General features: G+C 61.9%; 18 protein-coding genes and 1 pseudogene. 7 read left to right on the top strand and 12 right to left on the bottom strand.

The window, feature by feature from the left end; all coding sequences use genetic code 11:
• Window positions 1-329: 329 nt before the first annotated feature.
• Window positions 330-1,178, top strand: coding sequence for a formyltetrahydrofolate deformylase (gene purU / locus IE127_RS10775; protein WP_189425675.1), 849 nt, complete (start codon window positions 330-332; stop codon window positions 1,176-1,178).
• Between the two features lie 7 nt (window positions 1,179-1,185).
• Here purU and IE127_RS10770 read toward each other — a convergent pair whose 3' ends face one another.
• The 6 genes and pseudogenes from IE127_RS10770 to IE127_RS10745 form a co-directional block, all read right to left on the bottom strand.
• On the bottom strand, window positions 1,186-1,326 hold the full coding sequence (locus tag IE127_RS10770; protein ID WP_189425674.1) for a hypothetical protein: 141 nt from the start codon (window positions 1,324-1,326) through the stop codon (window positions 1,186-1,188).
• A gap of 217 nt (window positions 1,327-1,543) precedes the next feature.
• Entirely contained in the window at window positions 1,544-1,972 is a 429-nt protein-coding gene (locus tag IE127_RS10765; RefSeq protein WP_189425673.1) for an RrF2 family transcriptional regulator, read from the bottom strand.
• Between the two features lie 657 nt (window positions 1,973-2,629).
• Window positions 2,630-4,429, bottom strand: a pseudogene (locus tag IE127_RS10760) (cation:proton antiporter domain-containing protein); the annotation flags it as partial.
• 189 nt (window positions 4,430-4,618) lie between these two features.
• Window positions 4,619-5,707 (bottom strand): ATP-dependent DNA helicase, encoded by a 1,089-nt coding sequence (locus IE127_RS10755; RefSeq protein WP_189425671.1) that lies wholly within the window; start codon window positions 5,705-5,707, stop codon window positions 4,619-4,621.
• The gene (locus IE127_RS10750; protein WP_189425670.1) at window positions 5,707-6,393 is read right to left on the bottom strand and encodes a fumarylacetoacetate hydrolase family protein; all 687 of its coding nucleotides are present in this window, start codon (window positions 6,391-6,393) and stop codon (window positions 5,707-5,709) included. The genes IE127_RS10755 and IE127_RS10750 overlap by 1 nt, the downstream gene beginning before the upstream one ends.
• Entirely contained in the window at window positions 6,386-7,447 is a 1,062-nt protein-coding gene (locus IE127_RS10745; protein ID WP_189425669.1) for an aldo/keto reductase, read from the bottom strand. Before IE127_RS10745 ends, IE127_RS10750 begins: the two co-directional genes overlap by 8 nt.
• A gap of 103 nt (window positions 7,448-7,550) precedes the next feature.
• Between IE127_RS10745 and IE127_RS10740 the strand changes: the two genes are divergently transcribed.
• The 6 genes from IE127_RS10740 to IE127_RS10715 all read left to right on the top strand — a co-directional run bounded on the left by IE127_RS10740 (window position 7,551) and on the right by IE127_RS10715 (window position 14,065).
• Window positions 7,551-8,429 carry an EamA family transporter gene (locus tag IE127_RS10740; protein WP_189425668.1) on the top strand — a complete coding sequence of 293 codons (879 nt, stop codon included), beginning with the start codon at window positions 7,551-7,553 and terminating at the stop codon, window positions 8,427-8,429.
• A 61-nt stretch (window positions 8,430-8,490) separates the two neighbouring features.
• Window positions 8,491-9,819 carry a UDP-glucose dehydrogenase family protein gene (locus IE127_RS10735; protein ID WP_189425667.1) on the top strand — a complete coding sequence of 443 codons (1,329 nt, stop codon included), beginning with the start codon at window positions 8,491-8,493 and terminating at the stop codon, window positions 9,817-9,819.
• Complete coding sequence (locus tag IE127_RS10730; RefSeq protein ID WP_189425666.1) at window positions 9,816-10,841, top strand: SDR family NAD(P)-dependent oxidoreductase; 1,026 nt, start codon at window positions 9,816-9,818, stop codon at window positions 10,839-10,841. Before IE127_RS10735 ends, IE127_RS10730 begins: the two co-directional genes overlap by 4 nt.
• 1 nt (window position 10,842) lies before the next feature.
• Complete coding sequence (locus IE127_RS10725) at window positions 10,843-11,904, top strand: glycosyltransferase (RefSeq protein ID WP_189425665.1); 1,062 nt, start codon at window positions 10,843-10,845, stop codon at window positions 11,902-11,904.
• A complete protein-coding gene (locus IE127_RS10720; RefSeq protein ID WP_189425664.1) occupies window positions 11,901-12,710 on the top strand; it encodes a glycosyltransferase in 810 nt (269 codons plus the stop codon). The genes IE127_RS10725 and IE127_RS10720 overlap by 4 nt, the downstream gene beginning before the upstream one ends.
• A complete protein-coding gene (locus IE127_RS10715; RefSeq protein WP_189425663.1) occupies window positions 12,707-14,065 on the top strand; it encodes a hypothetical protein in 1,359 nt (452 codons plus the stop codon). Before IE127_RS10720 ends, IE127_RS10715 begins: the two co-directional genes overlap by 4 nt.
• Here IE127_RS10715 and IE127_RS10710 read toward each other — a convergent pair.
• The 6 genes from IE127_RS10710 to treS form a co-directional block, all read right to left on the bottom strand.
• Complete coding sequence (locus IE127_RS10710; RefSeq protein WP_189425662.1) at window positions 14,005-14,982, bottom strand: phage head spike fiber domain-containing protein; 978 nt, start codon at window positions 14,980-14,982, stop codon at window positions 14,005-14,007. The two genes, IE127_RS10715 and IE127_RS10710, sit on opposite strands and share 61 nt — an antisense overlap.
• Entirely contained in the window at window positions 14,982-15,245 is a 264-nt protein-coding gene (locus IE127_RS10705) for a spike base protein, RCAP_Rcc01079 family (protein ID WP_189425661.1), read from the bottom strand. Before IE127_RS10705 ends, IE127_RS10710 begins: the two co-directional genes overlap by 1 nt.
• A 74-nt stretch (window positions 15,246-15,319) precedes the next feature.
• Window positions 15,320-16,411: a DNA topoisomerase IB gene (locus IE127_RS10700; protein WP_189425660.1), complete on the bottom strand. Its 1,092-nt coding sequence runs from the start codon at window positions 16,409-16,411 to the stop codon at window positions 15,320-15,322.
• Between the two features lie 80 nt (window positions 16,412-16,491).
• The gene (malQ, locus tag IE127_RS10695) at window positions 16,492-18,357 is read right to left on the bottom strand and encodes a 4-alpha-glucanotransferase (RefSeq protein WP_189425659.1); all 1,866 of its coding nucleotides are present in this window, start codon (window positions 18,355-18,357) and stop codon (window positions 16,492-16,494) included.
• A gap of 84 nt (window positions 18,358-18,441) precedes the next feature.
• Window positions 18,442-20,658, bottom strand: a complete 2,217-nt coding sequence (gene glgB, locus IE127_RS10690) for a 1,4-alpha-glucan branching protein GlgB (RefSeq protein ID WP_189425658.1) — start codon at window positions 20,656-20,658, stop codon at window positions 18,442-18,444.
• Window positions 20,655-23,921 carry a maltose alpha-D-glucosyltransferase gene (gene treS, locus IE127_RS10685; protein WP_210310501.1) on the bottom strand — a complete coding sequence of 1,089 codons (3,267 nt, stop codon included), beginning with the start codon at window positions 23,919-23,921 and terminating at the stop codon, window positions 20,655-20,657. The genes glgB and treS overlap by 4 nt, the downstream gene beginning before the upstream one ends.
• Between the last annotated feature and the right edge of the window lie 15 nt (window positions 23,922-23,936).

Raw genomic sequence — 23,936 nt, 5'->3', positions numbered from 1 at the left:
AAAAACCGGCGCACACTTCCCTCATGTTCAACTAGCGAAAGGAGGTGATCCAATGTCTCATGAGATTACGGCTCGGAAGGGGCTTGGATTTGGGGTGTTCTTGTCGGAGGTAGCCCTCCGCTAGCCAGCACCTGACGTCCTTTCGGCTGCCGCTTAGAGCAGCCAGGCTCCATGAAGCCGTTACTCATGCGGGGTCGTCCTTCGGGACGGCCCCTTTTTTATGACCGCAGGTCCTTGGGGTACCCACAGACGCATTTTGCATATCAATAGCTTGACGCATCGCCGCTCCCATTCGATACCCGCGCCCAAGACTTTTTGGGAGCCGCGCCGTGGCAGATTTCATTCTAACGCTTTCCTGCGCCGACCGTCCGGGAATCGTCGCGGCAGTGACGACCGAACTTGCAAGCCTTGATGCCAATATCGCCGAATCCAACCAGTTCTGGGACCGCGAGACTGGACGGTTCTTCATGCGGCTGGCGTTCACCGCGCCACAGACTGCCGACCGAGACACCATCGAGCGCAGCCTCAAGCCGGCGATCGAACGGTTCTCTATGAAGACCAGCCTCGTCGAGGCGGGTCGGCGCAAACGGATCGTCATCATGGTCTCGAAGTTCGACCATGCGCTGCTGCACCTGCTCTACCAGATCCGTGTCGGTTGGCTCGACGCGGAGGTTGCGGCGATCGTCTCCAATCACGATGCATCGCGCAAGACGGCTGATTATGAGGGCATCCCCTATCATCACCTGCCCGTCACGCGCGAGACCAAGAGCGAGCAGGAACGCCAGATCCTCGAGATCGTCAAGTCGACCGGGGCTGAGCTGGTGGTTCTGGCACGCTACATGCAGGTCCTGTCGGACCAGTTGTCGACCCGGCTATTCGGCCAGGTGATCAATATCCACCACTCGTTCCTGCCGAGCTTCAAGGGCGCCAAGCCGTACCACCAGGCACATGAGCGTGGCGTCAAGATCATCGGCGCAACGGCGCACTATGTGACCCCCGATCTCGATGAAGGTCCGATCATCGAGCAGGAAACCGAGCGTGTTACCCACGCCATGAGCCCCGAGGATCTCGTTGCCGCTGGCCGCGATATCGAAAGCCGCGTGCTTGCCCGCGCCGTCAAGCTGCACCTCGAAAACCGGGTGATGCTCAACGGCCGCAAGACCGTGGTGTTCGGCTAACCGGGGTTCAGTTGACCTCTGTAGATACTTGATAATGCTGGCTGATCACCAGGTGGTTGGTATCGGCATGAGCCGTCACGACCAGAAAGCCCAGACCGAGAGAGGCCACAAGGGCGACATAGGCGAGAACCGTAGCTATTCGCTGCATTCCTGTCTCCGGGACAGAAGGTTTACGCTCAATACTCTATCGGTTTGGTAGGGAATAGCAAGCACGGCGAATCCACGCCGCGCAGTCGCCGGGGAATAGTTTTCTTACAGTTCTGTCATGAATATGCATCTAGCGCACGGCACTCCTGCAAACCGCGAATTTGACGCAACTTGGTTCCGAGATGCTAACACCACGTTAACGTCGGCCCTCGTGCCAGCTAGACCGGAATGTCCTCGAGGGTGATGGCGTCGGCCAGTGTCGTGCTGTCGAGAACAGCCCGCGTCGCGAGCGTCACACGCTCGAAAACGTGCCGGATTTCACAGGCCTGCTCGTCTTGGCAGTCATCGCATTTGCGATAAGCGATTTTCGACAGGCATGGCAGCGGCGCGATCGGTCCATCGATCAGCCGCATCACTTCACCAAAGGTCACTTCCGAGGGAAGGCGCTTCAGCGCATAGCCGCCGCTGCGGCCGCGCTGGCTCAGAACGATATCGGCGCGCTTCAACTCAAGCAGTATCTGCTCGAGAAACTTCTTGGGGATCGCCTGCTCGCGCGAGATCTGGCCGATCATCATCGTGCCGCCGCCATCCGAGCGCGCCAGGGCCACCAGGGCACGTAGCGCGTACTTGGCTTTTTGCGACATCATGGGCAGGCGGTCCTTTGTTTCGTTAGGAGTTTTCTAGTCGCGCTTTTCCGGCTTGACGGGCGGCACGCGCGGCGCATCGAATGTGTCGTCCTCTACCACACCGTGCTCGTTTTCGCTGCTGGAGTCGGTCTCGGCACTGGCCGCATCTTTAGCTGGCTCAGCCTCGGGCTCGGGCTTTTCTGAGCTCTCCGAGACTTCGCTGTTCGGTCCGGCGTCCTCGATCGCGACAGGATCCGCGTCGGGCGCGGGCTCAAAAGTTGCAGCGGGCTCGGAAGCAATGGCCCGGTCATCGGAATTTTCGTCGTCGGATGGCTGCGGTTTTACGCCTTCATCGGCAATCGGCGCGTCGGGCTCAGCGGGCTCGCTTTCGGCCAGAGGCCCCTTATCAGCAATCTTGACTGTGTCCGCTTCGGTATTGTCGAGCGTATCAGCGCCAGCAGGCGGCGCGGCGATCGGCTCGTCTGGCAGCGTATCGCCAGCCGGCCGTGGCGGCACCCGTTCGGCTTCGGTGCTCTCCGTGCCATCGTCGTTCAGCGCAACGGCGTTTGCCGCCTCGGCGGGATTGGAGGTCTCATCGATAATGTTGGACGTCGGGGCCATGCGAATGGCCTGCGCTGCAGCAGCGGCAGTCGACTCGCGGTCGCCGCGCACCCAGGCCAGCATGCCGAGCCCGATCTCGCGCTCGCCCATGATCACGGTATCGGCACCGAGATTGGCGAGATAGCTTTCCTCCTCGTTGGAGTGCGCGCGCGCGATGATGTGTATGCCGGGATTGAGCTTGCGCCCCTGCTCCACAACCTGCCCGGCTTCGAATGAACTTGGGATCGCAATCAGCAGGGACCGCGCCTGCTCGATATTGGCGAGCTTCATCGTATCGACGCTCGACGCGTTGCCGACGATAACCTCTATCCCCATGCCACGCGCCGCGCTGATCGAGGTATCGGCATCCTCGAGGACGACCAGTGGCGCGCCGGCCGCGTGGAGGCCCTCGCCGACGACACTGCCGACGCGGCCGAAACCGACCAGCACGGTATGCCCCGTCTTAGTCGATGGCTGCGGAACATCGTCATCATCATCAAGCGGCGCAGGCGCTTCCTCAGCGGCACCGGGTGCGGCAGCGGCAAACTCGCTCATCACGTCAACCCCGGCTTTTGCCGGATCCGGCATCAGCGGACCATCAAAAGGCTCTTCGAGTTCTGCCGGGCGCGGCGCCTTGCGGGCGGCGCGCTGCTCGAGCTTTGGACGCACACGCTCGACTCCCCAGAACACCACCGGGTTGAGGATGATCGAGATCAGCGCACCGGCAAGGATGAGATCCTGTGCCTCGCTCGGCATCAGCGCCAGCGTGACGCCCATCGAGGCGAGAATGAAGGAAAACTCGCCGATCTGCGCGAGGCTTGCCGAAATTGTCAGTGCCGTCGACAACGGCCGACGGAACAGCATGACGATGGCAAAGGAGGCGACCGACTTGCCGACGATGATGATGAATACCGTCGCCAGCAGCGGCAATGGATCGGTGATGACGATCATAGGGTCGAACAGCATGCCGACCGACACGAAGAACAAGACCGCAAAGGCGTCGCGCAGCGGCAGGGTTTCCTGCGCAGCGCGTTGCGACAGCTCGCTTTCCGCAAGGATCATGCCGGCAAAGAACGCACCGAGCGCCAGCGAAACACCGAACAGAACGGACGAACCGAGCGCAACGCCGAGCGCGATGGCCAGAACGGCCAGCCGGAACAGCTCACGCGAACCGGTATGCGCCGTGGCATGCAGCGCCCACGGGATGACCCGGCGCCCGACGATCAGCATGAACCCGACAAAGGCTGCGACCTTGAGAATCGTCAGCCCCATCACGCCGACCACACCGATCTCAGTGCGGAACACGCGCTCCACGAACGAGACGAACGGATCGTGAATACCGGTTTCAACACCACCAATGCTGGCGATCGCCGGAATCAGCACCAGCGCCAGGATCATCGCCATGTCTTCGACGATCAGCCAGCCGACGGCGATACGACCGCGTTCGGTCTCGATCAACCGCCGGTCCTGCAGTGCTTTGAGAAGGACAACGGTCGATGCGACCGACAGGGCCAGCCCGAAGACGAGACCGCCGCCGACCCCCCAACCCATCAACAGCCCGAGGCCAAGCCCGAGCAGGGTGGCAAAACCCATTTGTGCGACGGCGCCCGGGATGGCGAGCGCACGCACGCTCATCAGGTCGCGCAGGGAAAAGTGCAAACCCACGCCGAACATCAGCAAGATGACGCCGAGTTCCGCGAGTTCCGCACCAAGCTCCTGGTCGGCCACGAAACCGGGGGTGTGTGGGCCGACGAGCACGCCCGCGAACAGGTAGCCGACCAGTGGCGGCAACCGGAACCTGTTGGCTATTGTCCCGAAGATGAATGCCAACACGAGACCCGCGACGATCGTGGTGATCAGTGGGGTGTCGTGATGCATGTAAGACTCCGTGCCGGTATGGTGTGCGCCGCGCCAACGGGCTACATCCGCAAAATGAAACATGCCGGCACATGGTGCAAGTGCGCAGCAGACTGCCGCTGCTGCACAATACGCATGCCGAGCCGGCTAACATATTGATGATACAGCTGTTCGACTGTGACCGCAGTATGGCGCGGCGGGCGAACTTCGTCAGCTTACCACGGTGATACGCTCGCTCGCGCGCGTTATTCCGGTATAGAGCCAGCGCGCACGTTCCTCGCGAAACACGAAACTCTCGTCGAACAGGTAGACGTTCTCCCACTGACTGCCCTGCGCCTTATGGACGGTCAGGCAATAGCCGAACGTGAACTCGTCGAACTGGCGACGTTCCGGCCAACTCAGATTGTCTTCTTCTCCGGCAAAGAATGCCTTGTGGGTCAGCACCTTCGCTTCCCCGCGCCCCTCCTCGGCACCCAGCAGCAGCTGATACTTGCCGGCATTCTTCCGGTTGACCTCGGTGACGATCCAGATCTGGCCATTGAGCAGGCGCTTGCGCGGGTTGTTGCGCAGGCACACCATGCGGTCGCCCAGTACCGGCTCGTGGAACGGCAGGCCCTTCAACTCGCGCAAGCGGTCATTGTACATCAGCCGCGTCTTGTTGCGCCCGACAAGCACCTGGTCTGCCTCGAGCACCGCCTCGCGATCGACCGCATCGCGCCCGACGACAAGGCTTTCACCATAGCGTCCGTGCTCGAGATAGCCGCCCTCACGAATATCCATCGAAAGCCGGATGATGGGATTATCGGCAGCCTGGCGGTGAATCTCGGTGAGCATCACATCGGGCTCCTCGGCGGTGAAGAAGCCTGCGCCCTGAACCGGCGGCAGCTGGAATGGATCGCCAAGCACCAAGACCTTGACGCCGAAACTCAGCAGATCCTTGCCGAGTTGCTCATCGACCATCGAGACCTCGTCGATGACGATGAGGTCCGCCTCGGAGGCCGGACTTTCCGGATCAAGGACGAAGCGTGGCTCACCTTCTTTCTCGCTGACCAGCGAATAGATCAGCGAATGGATGGTCTGCGCGCCCTTGCAGCCGCGCTTGCGCATCACCAGTGCCGCCTTGCCGGTGAACGCCGCATATTTGACAGTCTTGACCCCTTCGGCGAGGTGCCGCGCGAGCGTCGACTTGCCGGTTCCGGCCCAGCCGAAGAGCCGGAACACCTGCGGTCCGTCCTTGTCCTTGAGCCAGGCCGAGACCGCCTGCAGCGCCTCGTCCTGCTGGTTCGACCACACGACCATCAGACTAGTCTGGCCGTGACGCTCCCGACCCCCTCGATCGTGCCTTCAACAAGGTCTCCCTGTTGAACCGCAGCGACGCCCGCCGGTGTCCCTGTAAAGATCAGATCACCGGCCTTGAGCGCAACGAAACGTGAGAGGTAGGCAATCGTATCGCCCACGGGCCAGATCTGGTCGGCAAGATCGCCCTTCTGGCGGGCTTCGCCATTGACCGACAGACCGATGGCACCAGCGTTTGGATGACCGATCTGCGAGGCCGGCGCAATCTCCCCAATCGGAGCCGAATGGTCGAAGCCCTTGGCCATATCCCATGGGCGTCCCATTTTCTTGGCCTCCGCCTGCAGGTCGCGGCGCGTCAGATCGATCCCGGCGGCATAGCCGAACACATGCCCGAGCGCCATGTCGGGCTCGATCCCGAAGCCATCGCGCCCGATGGCGACCACCAGTTCGATCTCATGGTGCAAATCCGCCGTCTGCGGCGGATACGGTACGTCACCGCCGCCGATAACAAGGGTATCGGCGGGCTTGCCAAAAAAGAATGGCGGCTCGCGATCGGGGTCGTTGCCCATTTCGCGCGCGTGCTCGGCGTAATTGCGGCCGACGCAATAGATGCGCCGGACCGGAAAAAGACCACCGCCGGCAACCGGCACGGAGACCGGCGCCGGGCGCGGAATAACGAAACTAGCCACGCTTTTCAGCCTCGAGATGCGGCCCGATCAGCGTCAGGTCGGCATCGCCGAGGCGGTCGCTGGCCGTGAGCATCTGATGCCAATAGGGATACATCAGATTTGGCTGGCTGACCGCATCGAGCCGGGCGCGTTCCTCTTCGGTGAGCTTGAGGTCGGCCGCTGCGAGATTGTCCTTGAACTGGTCTTCGTTGCGTCCACCGATGATCACCGACGTGACGCCGGGACGGCCAAGCAGCCAGGCGAGCGCCACTTGCGCGCCCGAAACATTGTGGGCGCTGGCCACATCGACCAGCACATCGATAATGTCGTACAGCGCATCCCAGCTATAGACCGGCGGCTCGCGGAATTCCTGCGTCTGCCGGCCGCTTTCCGGCTTGCTGTCCCGGCGGTACTTGCCGGAGAGCAAACCACCCGCAAGCGGGCTCCACACCAGAATGCCGAGGCCCTGATCGAGCGAGATCGGCACCAGCTCGTTTTCAGCATCGCGCGTGTGCAGCGAATAGTGGATCTGCTGGGAAACGAAGCGGTGCTGGTTGCGCGCATCGGAGATGCCGAGCGCCTTCATCAGGTGCCAGCCGGAATAGTTCGAGGCACCGATATAGCGGACCTTGCCGTGTTCGACCAACGTATTGAGGGCCGCCAGCGTCTCCTCGAGCGGTGTGCGCCCATCCCACTCATGCACCTGATAAAGATCGATATGATCGCGCTTGAGCCGCTTCAGGCTGGCCTCGCACTGCGCGATGATGTGATGCCGCGAAAGCCCGCGCTCATTGGGGTCCTGCCCCATCGGGAAGCGCACCTTCGAGGCCACCAGCGCTTTCTCGCGGCGCGTCGGCGATGTCAGCGCCTGCCCGAGGATTTCTTCGGAGACGCCGGCATTGTAGACATTCGCCGTATCGAAGAAATTGACGCCATGATCGAGGCACAGATCGACCTGCCGGTCGGCAGCTGCCTGATCGGTATTGCCAATCCGCTCGGAGCCGCCGAACGTCATCGTGCCCATGGTCATTGTCGACACCCGCAGGCCCGACCGTCCAAGATAGCGGTACTCCATCACCCGTTCCTCCTTATGTGAAAAGCAACTAAGGGCTAATCTGCGCGCCCCGGCGGGTCAACGCCGCGGTTCGGTGTTTTCTCCCTCGCATCCCGAAGGTTACATGCAAAATTTCAAAACGGTGGCGGTGCCGGTCCTGCTGGTGACCCTTGGCATGATCGCGACGCAGACCGGCTCATCCTTTGCCAAGATGCTGTTTCCGCTGGTCGGCACCATGGGCACGGTGACCATGCGCCTGGTGCTGGCGGCGATCGTCATGCTGATGGTGTTTAGGCCGTGGCGGAGGTGGCCGAAACCGGGGCAACGCCGGGTCATCCTCGTTTACGGGCTGGCGATGGGCGCCATGAACATGCTGTTCTACCAGGCGATCTCGACCATTCCGCTGGGCGTGGCGGTGGCGCTCGAGTTTCTCGGGCCGCTGGCGGTGGCACTCGCCGGATCGCGCCGGCCGATCGATTACTTCTGGATCATACTGGCAGTGTTCGGGTTGTGGGTGCTGCTGCCGCTCGGCGATGCTGCCGCAGGACTCGATCCCGCAGGCGTTGGCTTTGCGCTTGCGGCGGGTATTTGCTGGGCCGGATATATCCTGTTCGGCCAGCGGGCGGGCGGTGGCGGCGGCGCCGAGATCGCGGCGCTCGGCATCAGCACCGCCGCGTGCCTCGCGCTGCCGTTCGGCGTGGCAACAGCCGGGGCGAGCATGCTCGATCCCGTGCTGCTGCCGGCGGCTCTCGGTGTGGCGCTGCTGTCGAGCGCCATTCCCTATAGCCTCGACATGCTCGCCCTGCCCCGGCTTCCGGCCAGAACCTTCGGTATCCTGATGAGCGGCCAGCCGGCCCTCGCGGCGCTTTCGGGGCTGCTGATCCTCGGCGAGGCACTGGCCATCTGGCAGGTCATCGGCATCGCTGCCATTGTCATCGCCTCGCTCGGCAGCACCGCGACGGTCGGGCCGGCGCCGGCAAGAAGCAGCGATGTTGCTGACTAGCCTTGGTTTTCCTGTCATGAAACTGTGTATATGGTAGCAGCACTTGGGGGAGTGAACTGCGATGCGCGTGGCGATTGTGGGGTCGGGATATGTAGGGCTGGTCAGCGGCGCCTGTCTCGCCGATTTTGGCCACGACATCACCTGCATCGACCGCGACGAACACCGCATCGCCGAACTGCGCTCGGGTCTCGTGCCGATCTACGAACCGGGGCTTGCCGAGTTGATCGCAGCGAATGTCGCGGAAGGGCGGCTGCGCTTCGATACCCGGCTTGACCAGGCAGTCGCAGCAGCAGACATCGTCGTGATCGCCGTCGGAACGCCTGCCTCCGACAATGACGAGGCGGATCTTTCGAGCGTTCATGCGGCTGCCAAGTCGATCGGACTGGCGCTTGACGGCTTCACGCTCGTCGTCACCAAGTCCACCGTGCCTGTCGGGACCGGCGACGCGGTTGCTTCGGCAATCCATGCAGCGAGGCCGGACGCAGTGTTTGATGTCGTCTCCAACCCGGAATTTTTGCGCGAGGGCGCGGCGATCAAGGATTTCTGCCAGCCCGAACGGATCGTCGTGGGTGCTGAAACCGAACGCGCGCGCGCCCTGATGTCGGAGCTTTATCGTCCCCTGACGCAGCGCGGCACGGCGCTGTTCATGACGACGCGGCGCAGCGCCGAACTCCTGAAGTACGCAGCCAACGCTTTTCTCGCGATGAAGATCAGCTTCATCAATGAGATGGCGGATCTGTGTGAAAAAGCGGGCGGCGACATTGCCGACGTTGCGCGCGGGATCGGCCTCGACAGCCGCATAGGCCCGAAATTTCTCGAAGCCGGCCCCGGCTATGGCGGCTCATGTTTTCCGAAGGACACGCGCGCGCTCGCGGCCATGGGAAGGCGCTATGAAGCACCGCAGCGGTTGGTCGAGGCAACGATTGCGGTGAATGCCGAGCGCTTCACCAGGATGGCGCGCCGGATTGTCGAGGCCTGTGGCGGCAGTGTCGAGGGCAGGCGGATTGCGCTGCTCGGACTCACCTTCAAACCTGGCACTGATGACATGCGCGAGTCCCCGGCGCTGGGCATCGCAGAGGCGCTTATCAGAGCTGGAGCGCGCATCTCGGCATATGATCCGCAAGCGGCGGCTGGCCTTGCGGGGCTCGCACTAAGCGAAGACGCCTATGCGGCAGCGACCGGCGCAGACTGCCTGGTGCTGGCGACAGAATGGCGCGAGTTCCGGGCGCTCGACATGGCGCGGATCAGAGACATCATGGCGCAACCAGTGATCGTTGATCTGCGCAACCTGTTTGACGCACGGACCATGCGGGCACTTGGCTTTGAGTATCGCGGCATTGGTCGCCCGGCGCTGGATGTCGATACCCCCAGCATGCGCGCGGCCGAATGAGGATCCTTGTCACCGGGGCTGCCGGCTTCATCGGATACCACACGACAAAACGATTGCTTGCAGATGGGCATAGCGTCACCGGGCTCGACGCGATGACCCCATATTATGATCCGCGCCTGAAGGAGCAGCGGCTGGACCTGCTCCGCGCCGATCAGCGCTTCACCCATCACCAGATGCGGCTCGAGGACAAAACAGCGATCGACGCCCTGGTGGACTCTATAGAGCCAGAGATCGTCGTTCACCTCGCCGCGCAGGCCGGCGTGCGCTACAGCCTCGAACAGCCTGGAGACTATGTGGCGACGAACCTCGTCGGCACGTTCAACCTGCTCGAGGCGCTGAGGCGGGCGCCGCCGAGGCACTTGCTGATTGCCTCAACCTCCTCCGTCTACGGCGCCAACGAGGACTTGCCGTTTTCGGAAACCGACCGCACCGACTGGCCTGTCTCACTCTATGCCGCGACCAAGAAGGCTTGCGAGGCGATGAGCCATTCCTATGCGCATCTGTTCGCCATTCCGACGACCTGCTTCAGGTTCTTCACGGTTTACGGGCCATGGGGCCGACCCGACATGGCGCTGTTCAAATTCGTTGAAGCGATGACGCGCAATCAGGCGATCGAGGTCTATGGCGAAGGCCGGATGCGGCGTGATTTTACCTATGTCGATGATCTTGTAGAAGCGATCACCAGACTGATGGGTAGTCCGCCACGGATCGGCATGCCGGTCGACGTGCCGCGCGGCGAAGACTCGCTTTCACCGGCAGCACCCTGGCGCAGTGTGAATATTGCCGGCGGCCAGCCTAGCGAACTGATGGCATTCATTGCCGCGATTGAAGCTGCGCTGGGCAAGAGTGCCGAGAAGGTGATGCTGCCGATGCAGCCGGGCGACGTGGTTGAAACCGGGGCCGATCCGGCACTGCTCGAAGCCCTTATAGGCTACAAGCCGACCACCTCCGTCACAGAAGGCGTGAAGGCGTTCGTCGATTGGTATCTCGGCCATTACGCCGATATCGCGGCGGATCGCTGACATGCGGGTACTGCACTTTGCCGAGACGCTTTATGGCGGCACCGGTACCTATTTGAACGAAGTGCTCGGGCTGCAGAGCAACGCCTATCAGCGTGTCGTCGTGCTGTGTCCGGAGGACCAGCGCCACCTGATCGATAGCGCGGGGGTGGAAGTCGTCGGCATTCAGGGCGGCGGACGTACGCTGTCTGGTCTTGTGGCGCTGGCCAATGGCTGGCGCCATCATCTGCGCTCGACGGCCTATGATGTGGTGCATCTGCACTCGAGCTTTGCCGGTGCCATCGGGCGCCTGGTGACGCGGCCCGCTGCCCGTCTCGTCTACTGCGCCCATGGCTGGGCGTTCGCGGGTGAGGCCGGGCGTCGCGGCGCGCTGCTCTATGCCCTTGCGGAACGGGCTCTGGCGCTCTCGACCGACGCCATCGTCAACATCTCTGAGAGCGAAACCCGGCTGGCAGCCAGTTGGGGCCTGCCGGGTGCGCGATGCGTGCAGGTGGCGAACGGTCTGCGTGATGCCGCCTGCACGCCACTTCCGCCGAACCGCAAGGCCAAGGCGCTGCTGTTTGTTGGCCGCTATGACCGCCAGAAGGGCCTAGACCTGCTGCTCGAGGCGATGCCGATGCTGGCCGAGGACGGTTTCACACTGACGATGATCGGCGGCAATGTCATCGGCCACAGCGTTCGGCCCGAAGCCCTCCCCGCGGGAGTCATCGATAGGGGATGGCAAACCGGCGAGGACATTCAGCAAGCCATGGCGGCGGCCGATGCGGTGATCGTACCCTCGCGCTGGGAGGGCTTCGGACTCGTGGCGGTCGAGGCGATGCGGGCCGGACGGCCAGTCGTTTGCAGCGATGTCGGCGGGTTGCCCGAACTTGTCGAGGACGGTGTCACCGGGCTCGTCGCACGCCCCGAAAGCCGCAGCCTTGCCGAGACCATTCGTCGATTGCGCCAGTATGACCTGGCAGAGATGGGTGTGCGTGCACGTGAGAAATTCGAGAGTGCCTATCGGGCGGAACGAGTCTTTGCACAGCTTGATGCGATCTATCGCAATGGCGTATCCCGACCATGACACTGGCGCCGGTGCTTTGTCTCGTTCCAGCCTATAAGCCCGACCGACTGGCGCTTGAAGCCAGCCTAGCCTCCCTTTTACGCCAGACACAGCCGACCGATATCATGCTCATCGATGACGGTTCACCCGAACCGATCGAAAGGCTCCACGGGTCTCTCGCAGGCGTCGAGATCCTGCGGCTTGAGAACAATGGCGGCATCACCAGGGCACTCAGCCGTGGTGTGGAAGAGGCGTTGAGGCGTGGCTATGGCCATGTCGCCCGCCTTGATGTTGGTGATATCGCCTATCCAGAGCGAATGGCGCGGCAATTGATCCACATGCAGGCCAACCCGCACCTTGGCCTTTTGGGATGCCGCGCACGCGTGCACGACGAAACGGGCAAAACCCTCTTCATCCATGGTGTCACCGGTGGCCCGGACGCCGTCGCCGCTTATCTCAAGCGCAATGCCGCCTTCAAGCATTCAAGCTTCATGCTGAGTGCGGAGGCGCTGCGCCGGTACGGCAATTACGACACGCGCTATCGCCTGGCGCAGGATTACGAATTGGCGCTGCGCCTGTCGCAGCACCTGGGTGTCGATTGCCTCGATACTGTCTTGATCGACTATGAGCAGAGTGCCACCGGGCTTTCGGCAAGGCATCGGCAAACCCAGTTGCGCATGCGGCTGAAGGCGCAGTGGCAGCACAAATCATTTGATGGGCCGAGCGCAGGAGGCATGCTGAGAACGCTGGCCACACTGGCTGTTCCGGCGGCTCTTGCCGCAAGGCTGTCTCAGCGCAATTGGGCCATGAAGAAGCGGCCGGCATGAAGCAGTTCGCGAATTCTGCTTTCACCGTCATGGTGCTGGCACTGCCATTCAATGGTGTCAGGCCGCTCGTTGGATTTGGCGAACTCAGCCAGGAAGGGTTTTTCTATGCTTCCCTGCTCTATCTCGCTGCAATGCTGCCGATTGTAGCAACCCGGCTGTCGTTTGCCGACCTGACGCCGATCCTGCGCTGGCACTGGATGTATCTTGGCCTGATCCTCATAAGCCTGCCGGTGCATCTGACGATGATGCTCGCCAACGACTATGGCGGCCGCGCCGGGCTTAGCCGCTATCTGCTGAGCCTTTCTACTTATGCATACTTCTTCGGACTTGCCGGAGTGATGATGCTGCATGCGCGCGTCATTGGCATCGACGCTTTCCTCAAGCGCGCTCGCCAGGCTTTTTTCTGGCTCAGTGTTCTGCTGATCTGTGTCTCAAGCCTCGAAGTCATTGGTTGGGCGCTGCCGGCGGCAGAGAGCGCATTCGGACTGTTGCGAAAACTGGCGACAAGCGCGCCCGCCGAGACAGGCCGGCTGTTTGGCCTGTCACTCGAGCCATCGTTCAATGCGTTCGTGCTGCTGCTGTGCCTGGGCTTTGCCACGACAGCACCGGAAAAGCGGCCATTGCTGGCAACCGCACTGATAGTGTTCTGCCTGATGTCGGGTGCCCGCACCGCCTATTTCGGGCTTCTGGCAATGGCCCTCGGCTGGCTCGCCGTGCGCGGAGCGCGTCGCGGCATCATCCCCGCCGGAAGTTACGGCTTTATCCTCGTCATCTCAGCGTTTTCAGCAGGCCTCGTATTGCCGGCCTTTGCTCCGATGCTGCTGGGACCTGATCAGCCCCTTTCAAACATCACCCGCGCCTATCTGATGAATGCGGCATTCGAAACCGGGCTTACGTCGCCAATCGGACAAGGGTTCGGCCAGGTCGGCTATGCCGTCGTCGATAAAGTCGGCTACGCCGTCGAGATGAGCTCAGAACTCCAGCGCTTCTATCTCGGCGATCGCTTCGGCGAACTACCGCCGCTGTTCTCGTGGTACGCACGGACCTTTGGCGAGTTCGGACCGTTTGGCTACATTCTGATCGCCTTGAGCATTGCGACCGCGGCTTCGCGCCTGTTCCGGATCGGTCAAAAGAGCGAGGACGACGAGGGGCAGCGGCTTTTTGCGCTGTCTGTCAGCCTGCTGATGAGCTTTCTTGCCATCGGCTTCAGCATTGGTAGCGTGCGGGTGCCGCATCTTTGGCTAGCCGTGGTATTCGCGAGCCTGTGCGTGGCCCGCGAATACCAGAAGACTCCTCAGGCCACGCGCACACTGCGCAACCATCTTCCGGGCAACGCTGCCGCCTCGAGCGCATAGTCGCCCGCTGCGTTCTCGATCTGGATCTCCGCGCCGTCATCGAATGTCAGCCGCAAATCGTGCGCCCCGGCGGGAAGGTGAAGCGTCAGCGCATCCGCCGCACGACTTGCCGGCTCGGCCCCGGTGAGGATAGGGGAACTCGCCGTCAGCGACTGTTCGAGTTGCGGCAATTGCAGCCGAAGCACCACATCGAGAACCTTTGCGGCACCGAATGTAAGTTCCAGCATTGGCCGAACAAACGCCGCGCTCGGGCCAATCACTGCGAGCGTGCTCGAAAATCGCCGTGGCGTGCCAGAGAGGACCGACCTGATATCCTCGCCATAACGCACGTCGAGCCCGGATCCGCCTGAGCCGTATTCCCTCAGATTGAGCCGCACCGTGTTGAAGCCTTCAAGATTTCCGCCGACAAGGCGGACATCGCCGGCAATGGTCCAGGTCTGACCGGCGGTGACTGGTATGGTCGAGGGCTGCGAGAGATAAAGCGCCACCCCGCTGCTGCTTGACGAGGTTCCGGCAATGCGCACGTCGATGAAGGGAATACCATCGGCACTCCCCTTGCCGACAACCGACAGGCTTATGCCACCGCCGGCGAAGACGCCCCAACCGTCAGGAAGCGTACCCGGAGCACCAACGATGGCGCCAGCAAGCGTCGCGTTTGGAAGGGAATTGGTTGCGGCCGGCTCGATATGCGCGCCGCGCGACGATCGCGCGAGCTGACCGGCCTCGATGTGATGCCAGCCATTCTGCGGGTCGCCTGTGAGTTTTGGCGTGGTCCGCGCGAAAGCGGTTGCAGCAGCAAGCGACCGCTGCGCACCATTCGAGATCGCACGTCCCGCCACGAGGTCGAGGGCGAAGACAACATCGTCTCCCCACCAAGCGGTCTGCGGGGACGAATGAACAAGAGAGAGGCCGATCATCAGACCAGCCCCACGAGATCTCCGGCATCGGTGCCGGTGGCGAAGACACGGCTGGCGCGGATCGGCAAGATACTGCCCGCCGGAACGCCGATGAAGCTGGCCGAGGTTCCTGAGATCGTCAGAAGAGCGATGTCGCCTGTCCTGCCCACGTATAGAGCGCGGGTTGCTTCCGGCAGGTCGGCGGCATCGTCCGGGGTGATGGCGAAGGCATCGCTTGCGGGACCCTCGAGACTTGGTGTGCGAAACTGAAAACGGTCTTTCATGGCTGTGACTCCCATATTGCGGTCACGCCATCATCCAGCGCCTGCTGCTGATGTGGAGAAGACGGACTAGCGGGCTAGTTTTGTCGCGATGTCCGCGCCAGCCAGCCAAGGGCGCGGCCTTCTTCTTCATCGAGCAACTCATAGCTTTGCCCACGCTGACGCAGGCCAGCGAGTTCCTGGCGCAGGGTCCCCTCCTCCCATGAGTTGAAGACCTGCGGGTGAATATAGCACCGCCGGCAGACCGCACGGGTATTGCCAAGGCGCGAGGCGACAGCATCAATCAGAGTGTTGGCAGTGCGATTACGCGCCGTCTTGGTTTCGGGAAGCGGCGCCTCCGAAAAAAGGGTCAGCGCCCGAACGGTGCCGCCCCAGGTGCGAAAGTGCTTGGAGCTGTACTCTCGCCCGATCGCTGACTGGATATAAGCATTGATGTCGCTGGAGCTGATTGAGTGCCGGTTATCGTCGGCATCGAGATACTGGAAAAGGTTCTGCCCCGGCAGATCCTGGACCGAACGCACCAGCCGCGCCACGCGCCGGTCGACAAGCCCGAGCTGCCACTGCTTGCCGGATTTTCCCTTGAAGTGGAAACGCAGCCGCTCGCCTTCAACATCGACGTGCCGGTTGCGTAGCGTGGTCAGCCCGAAACTCTTGTTGTCGCGCGCATAGGCGCTGTTGCCGACGCGGATCATCGTGTGATCGAGCAGCCAGACGACGGATGCCGCGACGCGCTCATAACCGAGATTGCGCCGGCGCATATCGGCATCCACCTGCTCGCGCAGTGCCGTCAGCGACCGCCCGAAGGATTCAAGGCTTGAGTACTTGACCGCATCGCGGCACGCGGACCACTGGGCATGATAGCGATATTGCTTGCGCCCCTTCTGGTCACGCCCGGTCGCCTGAAGGTGCCCGTTCGGGTCAGGCGAGACCCACACGTCAGACCATGCCGGGGGTATAGCGAGCGCATTGATACGTTCGATCTCGGCCCTGTCGGTGATCCGCTGACCATCGGCATCGGTGTAGGAGAAACCGGTGCCGTGCTTGCGGCGCGAAATGCCGGGTGCCTCGTCATGGGCATAGACCAGATCTGCGGGAAGCGCCGAATGCTCATCGAGGCGCATGCGATCATAAACCGGGGTCGGACCCCACCAGGCGGTTTCGAGGCGCATCGGCCGCTCCTTGCATTATCGGATAGCAAAGCGCCGAGCAGGCCCGCCGGTTCCTTCACAACTCTCTCACCGACACCACATCAGTGCTGCTTCGGACGCTCCTCCGCGAGGCCCTGCGCTACGGCCCGGAAAACCTCGTGCTTGGAGATATCCTCGATCGCGTAGGTGAGCTTGCGCTTCCAGTTCGGATAGCTGTCGATGGTTCCGGGCAGATTGGTGGGCTCGGTCTCGGCCGTCATGTCCTCAACCCGGGCAACAAAAAGCTTCGACGGCGTGCGCGCGACATAGCGATGAATGGCCGCGACCATGCGCGCCGTCAATGCGATTTCGCTTTCTTCGCCGACGCGCTCGAGCAGCCCTGCATGTTCGAGGGCGCCAAGAAGCTGGCGGCGTTCGTTTCCGCGCTCGCCCGCCTGATGCGCGGCGCCTTGCTGATCGATGAGATCATGCGAGAGCCGCAGTTCGACATCATTGCCGTCCCACCAGCCCTGAATGGTCGGCAGGTCGTGGGTCGACAGGCACGCAAGCGCGAGTTCGGGATAAGCATCGGGCGGCAGGAAGCCGTGATGATGCCGCTCGAAATAAAGGATGCGATAACTCAGCATGCCGATCGCCCCCATCAGCTCGCGAAAGCCTTCCGGGACGTTGCCAAGATCCTCGCCGACGACGATCGATTGATGCTGGTTGGACCGTGCGGCAAGCGCCTCGGCCATGCCACCGATCGGATAGCGCACATAGGTGCCGCTGCTCGGCAGCTCGCCCTCCGGCAGCAAGAACAACTGCCAGATCGCCATTGCGTGGTCGATGCGCACAGCACCGCCGGAAACCATCGCTGCATCAAGCATATCGGTGAAGGGCTGCATTGAACGCTCGACCAGTGCGCTGGGCGAAAGCGCGGCGAGGCCCCAGTTTTGTCCGTCGACGGCGAAATAGTCCGGTGGCGCGCCGATTTCGAGCCCGCGCATGGCAAGACCGGGGTCACTCCAGCTGGCGGACCCGTCCGGCGCTTCGCCGACAGCAATATCGAGATAGAGCCCAATCCTCAGGCCGGCGGCCTTCGCCGCGTCCGAGGCTTCCTCAAGCTGAACGCTGGCGAGCCATTGCAGCCAGCACTGAAACGCGATTTCGTCCTCGTTCTCGGCAGCGAATATGCGCGCACCCTGGCCTTTAGGGTCGTGAAGGTCTTCCGGCCAGTCGCGCCAGCCGGGGGCCCCGCCGCTCTTGACCTGATCTGCAGAGATCGCCTCGAACAGGGCATGAAGGCGCAGCGGCTCACCACCATCTGCACAGAATTGCGCGAACGCGGCCTGACCATAAGGCTCGGGCATATCTGCGAGATCCTGCCAGACCGGCCAGATACGCCGCAATGCCGCAAGCTTGGTCTCGGTGACCGCCTGATAGTCCACCAGTTCAGTCTGACGTAATTCGGCAAGACGCGCTTCATCAGCCAAGTCGCGCGAGAATCCGGGGACCGCGTCGGGGGCAATATAGAGCGGGTTGAAAAACCGCCGGTTGGACGGTGAAAACGGACTGCGGCGCTCTGGCGTCGCCAGAAATGGCGCATGCAGCGGGTTCGTGCCGACGAAATCCGCGCCAGCTTCAGCAGCGATCGTCGCAAAGGCCGCGAGATCCGCAAAATCGCCCATGCCCCAGTTGCGACGCGAGCGCAGGGAATAGACCTGTACGGAAATGCCCCAGGCGCGGCTGTGCTGCAGCCAGTGTGGCAGATGGCAATGCGTCCCTTGCGGCGCCTCCATGCGGGTCTCGCCGCGATGCGGTGCGTGCTCGAGACTGAGTGAAATCGCAGCATCATCGTCTGCGGCGACACCCATGGCGCGCAGAACGACACGCTTGGTCTCGTCCGGCACCTCATGTGGCGTGCCGTCAAGCCCGTGATAGCGCACCATAACACCGTGCCGGTGACAAAGTTCGTCGAGTTGCGTCATTGCTGTAGTCCGGCTGGAAGGCGCGACGGGGTGGTTCTCAATCGAGGCGCGGCAACCACTCGTCGCCGCGTCCCCGTTATCCTTTCAGGCGTCGTCAGGCACAAGAAGGATCGTGGCAAGCGGTGGAAGGGTCAGTCGCAGGGACGCTTCACGGCCATGCCAGGACTGATCCTCGGCGTTCAGATACCCACCATTACCAACGTTCGAACCCCCATAATGCTCGGCATCGGAATTGAACACTTCGCGCCAGCGGCCACCACTCGGCACGCCAACCCTGTAGTCAGGGCGCACGACTGGCGTCATGTTGCAGGCAACAACGACCGGCGGCACACCATCGCGGCCCTTGCGCATGTAAAGAAACACGCTGTTGGCCGTATCGCTGGCATCGATCCACTCGAATCCGTCCGGGTCACAATCAAGCTGATGGAGAGCCGGAAGATCGCGATAGATCCGGTTGAGATCGCCGATCAATGACTGCACACCCTTGTGCAGTGGGTCATCGAGCAGGTGCCAATCGAGCGACTGATCGTGGTTCCACTCCCGCTCCTGACCGAACTCGCAGCCCATGAACAGCAGCTTCTTGCCGGGATGCGTCCACATGAACGCGTAATATGCCCGCAGATTGGCGAATTTCTGCCAGCGATCCCCAGGCATCTTGCCGATCATCGAACCCTTGCCATGCACCACTTCGTCGTGGCTGAGGGGGAGTACGAAGTTTTCCGAGAACGCGTAGTGCAGCCCGAACGTCATCTGCGACTGATGGTGCTGGCGATGGATGGGGTCGAGGCTCATATAGCTCAACGTGTCGTGCATCCAGCCCATGTTCCACTTATAGCCGAACCCCAGCCCGCCCATGTCGACTGGACGACTGACTTGCGGCCATGAAGTGGATTCCTCGGCGATCGTCTGAGCGCCAGGATTGCGCTCGAACACGCGGATATTCATTTCCCGCAGGAAGCTGATTGCCTCGAGGTTCTCATTACCGCCGTTCCGGTTTGGAACCCACTCGCCCGGCTGACGGCTATAGTCGAGATAGAGCATCGAGGCCACGGCATCGACCCGCAAGGCATCGATGTGAAAACGCTCGAGCCAGAACAACGCACTCGAAAGCAGGAAGTTGGCGACCTCGTTGCGCCCGAAATTGTAGATTAGCGTGTTCCAGTCCTTATGGAAGCCGAGCCGCGGATCCGAATGTTCATAAAGCGCGGTCCCGTCGAACTGCACCAGGCCATGCGCGTCCGATGGAAAGTGCGCAGGGACCCAGTCGACAAGAACGCCAATGCCGGCGGCGTGCAGCCGGTCGACGAAGCGCGCAAAAGCGTTGGGGTCGCCGAAGCGCGATGTCGGCGCAAACATGCCAATCGGCTGATATCCCCAAGACCCGGTAAACGGATGCTCTGTTACCGGCATCAGTTCGACGTGGGTGAAGCCAAGTTCCTGAAGATAGGGTACCAGCTGATCAGCGATGGAGTCGTAGTCCAGCAATTCGCCATCGCCGCCAGTCCGCCAGGAGCCAAGATGCATCTCGTATATCGAGACCGGCGCATCAAGCGCTTGATGCTGTGCGCGCCTGTCCATCCAGTCGCCATCCTGCCAATCATGTTCGACAAGACCGGTGACGATAGACGCCGTCGCGGGTGGCTTCTCCTGAGAGAAGGCAAACGGGTCGGCCTTTAAAGGCAAACGTTCACCATGGGCGCCAAGCAGCTCATACTTATAGACGGTACCGCGCTCCAGTTCTGGAATAAACAATTCCCAGACACCCGTGCCGAGGCGGCGGCGCATCGGGTGCCGACGACCGTCCCACGCGTTAAATTCCCCGACAACGCTGACGCGCTGCGCGTTCGGTGCCCACACGGCAAAGCTGACACCTTCGACGCCGTCAATTTCCATCGGGTGAGCGCCGAGCTTCTTGTATTGCTCGAGATGGCGCCCTTCGCCCATCAGATAGTCATCGAGCTCGCCGAGAACCGGACCGAACCTGTAAGGGTCCTCGTGGTCCCAGGAGAACTCGCCGGCCTGCATATGAAGGCGATAACGGAATCGCTCGGTGCGCTTTGGCAAAAAGGCCGAAAAGAAGCCTTCCGGATGGACCCGCTCGAGGGTACCGGCCGATTCACCAGTCGCGGTATCGATGACGGTGACCTCACCGGCCTGCGGCGCAAAGACGTTGACAGCAACCGGTTCTCCATCACCGCCATGCATGCCGAGGGTGACAAACGGATTGCCATGACGACCGCGTACGATCGCTTCGATATCGGCCGGATAGGCGGCCGGCCGTAGTGTGTCGATAGTACTCATGATTCAGAACTTTCTTCCTCGAGGATTGCGAGGACGCCGCTCAACGGAATCCGCAGCCAGTCCGGCCTGTTGGCGAGTTCATAGCCGATCTCGTAAATCGCCTTGTGGAGCGTGAACAGATCGGTCAGTGCCTTGGCGAAGGCTGGATCAGTGGGGTAACCCGCCGAACCGGAGATCTGTTCACGGTAGGCCTCGAGGAACTCACGGGTTGTATCCTGCCGCCAGCGCTCGGCGCGTTCACGAACCTCTTCCGACATCACGCCCGCAGCCGCTTCGTGGCTATTGAGCGCCGTCACCGAAGCGTAGTGGAAGGAGCGGATCATGCCCGCAACGTCACGCAAAGGTGTCGAGCGTGTACGCCGTTCCTCCAGCGAGCGCTTCGGTTCGCCCTCGAAATCGATGATCATCAGATCATCTTGCGCCACCAGCACCTGGCCCAGGTGATAATCGCCATGAATGCGCGAAATCTCACCGGAAGGCTGCATGCCGGCGCCGGCTTTCAGGCGAGACAACAGCGCATCGCGGCCATCAACAACACGTTGCGCGAGATCGCGCGTTTCTTCGTCGAGGCCACTCTTTAGAGACGAGAGCCGCTTGAGCATGGCCTCGGCCTCATCGACTGCTTCTGATGTCCAGGCATCGACTTCGCCTTTGCCGATCGCGGATGTCGCAAAGGCCGGATCATCGCTTGGCGTCGCGAGGGCCTGGTGCATCTCCGCCGTTCGCCGGCCCAAGAGCGCACCGATATCGAGCGAGACGCCAAAGACACCGCCTTCGTCCTCTTCCTCGTGCTCGGTATGAAGTGCGTGCTCCTCGAGATCACGCAGCAGCGCGTCGGTGACGACACTCCAGGCATCGCCCTGGTTCGGCACGAAAGCGAACGCCGCCGCGAGCGTCGTTGGCTCGCCGCTGTCAGGCCGGTGTTCGATAGACCCCATAAATGCCGGCGTGTTCTCGAACTTGGCCACCTCAGTGAGGAACCGCGCCACTTCAACATCGGGCTGTTCCCCGGCGCGAAGCCGCCGGTAGAGCTTGAGGATCAGTCTATCGCCATAGGCGATCGAGACATTGCTCTGCTCGACAGCGAGCGGGCGCGGCTCGCCCAATTCTTCTATCTGCGAGAGCAGTTCGCCGCCATGGAAGGTAATCTCGCCATCCGGCGCCTTGAAGCTGCGTGCGGCGCGCATCGCGTCAAGCATTGTTTCGGCGAAGCGCTCGTCGAACACGCCATCGACCAGAGCGCCGACGCGCGGGCCACGCCTCACTTTCGCAAGCGTATAGGAAAGCTTGGCCGCGCCCTGCTGCAGGTTTTCCTCGCCCCAACGCGCGCTCATCGGCAGGAAGTAACGCTGGGTTTCTCCGCCCGTCTCGACATCGATGACCACCAGAGCGTGCTCGCCATCCGCAAGTTCGGCCAGCGGTGTCATCGAGACCTGACCGATCGCGTCATCCTTGGCACCGAACCAACGCTGCAGCGGCAGGAAGTTCGGCAGCACATCGCGCTCAAGCTGTGTTTTCTCGCGGCCATTGAGCGCTGTCATCAGCTTGCCGTCTCGCGTTGTCAGCGTCAGGAATTCCGGCAGGATCTCAGGCATCTGCTCATGCCAGAGCGGCGCTTCCGCCTCTTCGGCGAGAAGGAACCAGTAAAAGCCATAGGCTGGCATTGTAATGAGATATGGCAGATCGCCGATCGGCGGAAATGGCGACCGGCCGGTCAGCTCGATCGGGACCGCGCCCTTGAACCGCGACAGGTCGATCTCGACCGCCTGCGCCGTACGCGACAGGTTCGCAACGCACAGCAGGCGCTCACCCTCATACTCGCGCACATAGGCCAGGACCTTGCGGTTGCGCGGATAGAGCAGGGTCATCGTCCCACGACCGAAGGCCTGGTGCTGCTTGCGCACCGCGACCATGCGGCGTGTCCAGTTCAGACGCGACGACGGATCAGCCTGCTGGCTTTCGACATTGATCGCCTGATAGCCATAAACCGGGTCAAGAATTGCCGGTAGGTACAATTGCTGCGGGTTGGCGCGCGAGAAATCGCCGTTGCGGTCGGCAGACCACTGCATCGGCGTGCGAACGCCGTCCCGGTCGCCGAGATAATAGTTGTCTCCCATGCCGATTTCGTCGCCATAATAGAGAATTGGCGTGCCGGGCATCGACAGCAGCAACGAATGCAAGAGCTCAATCTTGCGGCGGTCGTTCTGCATCAAGGGAGCAAGACGCCGACGGATCCCCAGATTGATCCGGGCGCGCCGGTCCTCAGCATAGGTGCGCCACAGATAGTCGCGCTCCTGATCGGTCACCATTTCCAGCGTCAACTCGTCATGGTTGCGCAGGAAAATGCCCCACTGGCAGCCTTCCGGAATGTCGGGCGTCTGCCTGATGATATCGGTGATCGGGTGACGGTCTTCCTGGGCCAGCGACATGTACATGCGCGGCATTAGCGGGAAGTGAAACCCCATGTGGCATTCGTCGCCATCGCCGAAATAAGGACGCGTATCTTCCGGCCACTGATTGGCCTCGGCCAGCAGCATACGATCGGGATAATGCTTGTCGAGCTCGGCGCGGATCTTCTTCAAGACGTCGTGCGTCTCGGGAAGATTCTCGTTGTTCGTGCCTTCACGCTCAATCAGATAAGGGATCGCATCGAGCCGCAGCCCGTCAACGCCCATATCGAGCCAGAAGCGCATGACCTTGAGCACTTCCTGCAGCACGCGGGGATTATCGAAGTTGAGGTCTGGCTGGTGCGAATAAAAACGGTGCCAGAAAAATTGGCCCGCGACCGGATCCCAGGTCCAGTTGGACTTTTCCGTATCGGTGAAAATGATCCGCGTTTCCGGGAATTTCTCGTCGGTATCGCTCCAGACGTAAAAATCCCTGGCCGCCGAGCCTTTCTTGGCGTGGCGGGCCTTTTGGAACCACGGGTGCTGGTCCGAGGTGTGGTTGATGACGAGTTCGGTAATCACCCGCAAACCGCGGCGGTGCGCTTCTGCGACGAACGCCTTGAAGTCGCGCATGGTGCCGTAAGATTGATTGACCTCACGATAGCTCGAGATGTCGTACCCATCGTCACGCAGGGGCGAAGGGTAGAACGGCAGCAGCCAGATGGCGGTGACGCCGAGCTCCTGCACATAGTCGAGCCGCTTCATCAGCCCCGCGAAATCGCCGATGCCATCGCCATTGGAATCCTGGAACGCCTTGACGTGCAACTGGTAGATCGTTGCGTCGCGATACCAAAAGATATCGTCGCGATCGATCACACCGTCAGTGCTTTT

Source organism: Devosia pacifica (assembly GCF_014652635.1).
Lineage (GTDB): Bacteria > Pseudomonadota > Alphaproteobacteria > Rhizobiales > Devosiaceae > Devosia > Devosia pacifica.
This window is presented reverse-complemented; position numbering and strand designations above follow the sequence as displayed.

Excerpts from the sequence above, each read along its gene's own strand:
- IE127_RS10770 (WP_189425674.1), bottom strand. The coding sequence starts at position 1,326 with ATGCAGCGAATAGCTACGGTTCTCGCCTATGTCGCCCTTGTGGCCTCT.
- IE127_RS10765 (WP_189425673.1), bottom strand. The coding sequence starts at position 1,972 with ATGATGTCGCAAAAAGCCAAGTACGCGCTACGTGCCCTGGTGGCCCTG.
- IE127_RS10755 (WP_189425671.1), bottom strand. The coding sequence starts at position 5,707 with ATGGTCGTGTGGTCGAACCAGCAGGACGAGGCGCTGCAGGCGGTCTCG.
- IE127_RS10745 (WP_189425669.1), bottom strand. The coding sequence starts at position 7,447 with ATGGAGTACCGCTATCTTGGACGGTCGGGCCTGCGGGTGTCGACAATG.
- IE127_RS10740 (WP_189425668.1), top strand. The coding sequence starts at position 7,551 with ATGCAAAATTTCAAAACGGTGGCGGTGCCGGTCCTGCTGGTGACCCTT.
- IE127_RS10735 (WP_189425667.1), top strand. The coding sequence starts at position 8,491 with ATGCGCGTGGCGATTGTGGGGTCGGGATATGTAGGGCTGGTCAGCGGC.
- IE127_RS10730 (WP_189425666.1), top strand. The coding sequence starts at position 9,816 with ATGAGGATCCTTGTCACCGGGGCTGCCGGCTTCATCGGATACCACACG.
- IE127_RS10725 (WP_189425665.1), top strand. The coding sequence starts at position 10,843 with ATGCGGGTACTGCACTTTGCCGAGACGCTTTATGGCGGCACCGGTACC.
- IE127_RS10720 (WP_189425664.1), top strand. The coding sequence starts at position 11,901 with ATGACACTGGCGCCGGTGCTTTGTCTCGTTCCAGCCTATAAGCCCGAC.
- IE127_RS10715 (WP_189425663.1), top strand. The coding sequence starts at position 12,707 with ATGAAGCAGTTCGCGAATTCTGCTTTCACCGTCATGGTGCTGGCACTG.
- IE127_RS10710 (WP_189425662.1), bottom strand. The coding sequence starts at position 14,982 with ATGATCGGCCTCTCTCTTGTTCATTCGTCCCCGCAGACCGCTTGGTGG.
- IE127_RS10705 (WP_189425661.1), bottom strand. The coding sequence starts at position 15,245 with ATGAAAGACCGTTTTCAGTTTCGCACACCAAGTCTCGAGGGTCCCGCA.
- IE127_RS10700 (WP_189425660.1), bottom strand. The coding sequence starts at position 16,411 with ATGCGCCTCGAAACCGCCTGGTGGGGTCCGACCCCGGTTTATGATCGC.
- malQ (WP_189425659.1), bottom strand. The coding sequence starts at position 18,357 with ATGACGCAACTCGACGAACTTTGTCACCGGCACGGTGTTATGGTGCGC.
- glgB (WP_189425658.1), bottom strand. The coding sequence starts at position 20,658 with ATGAGTACTATCGACACACTACGGCCGGCCGCCTATCCGGCCGATATC.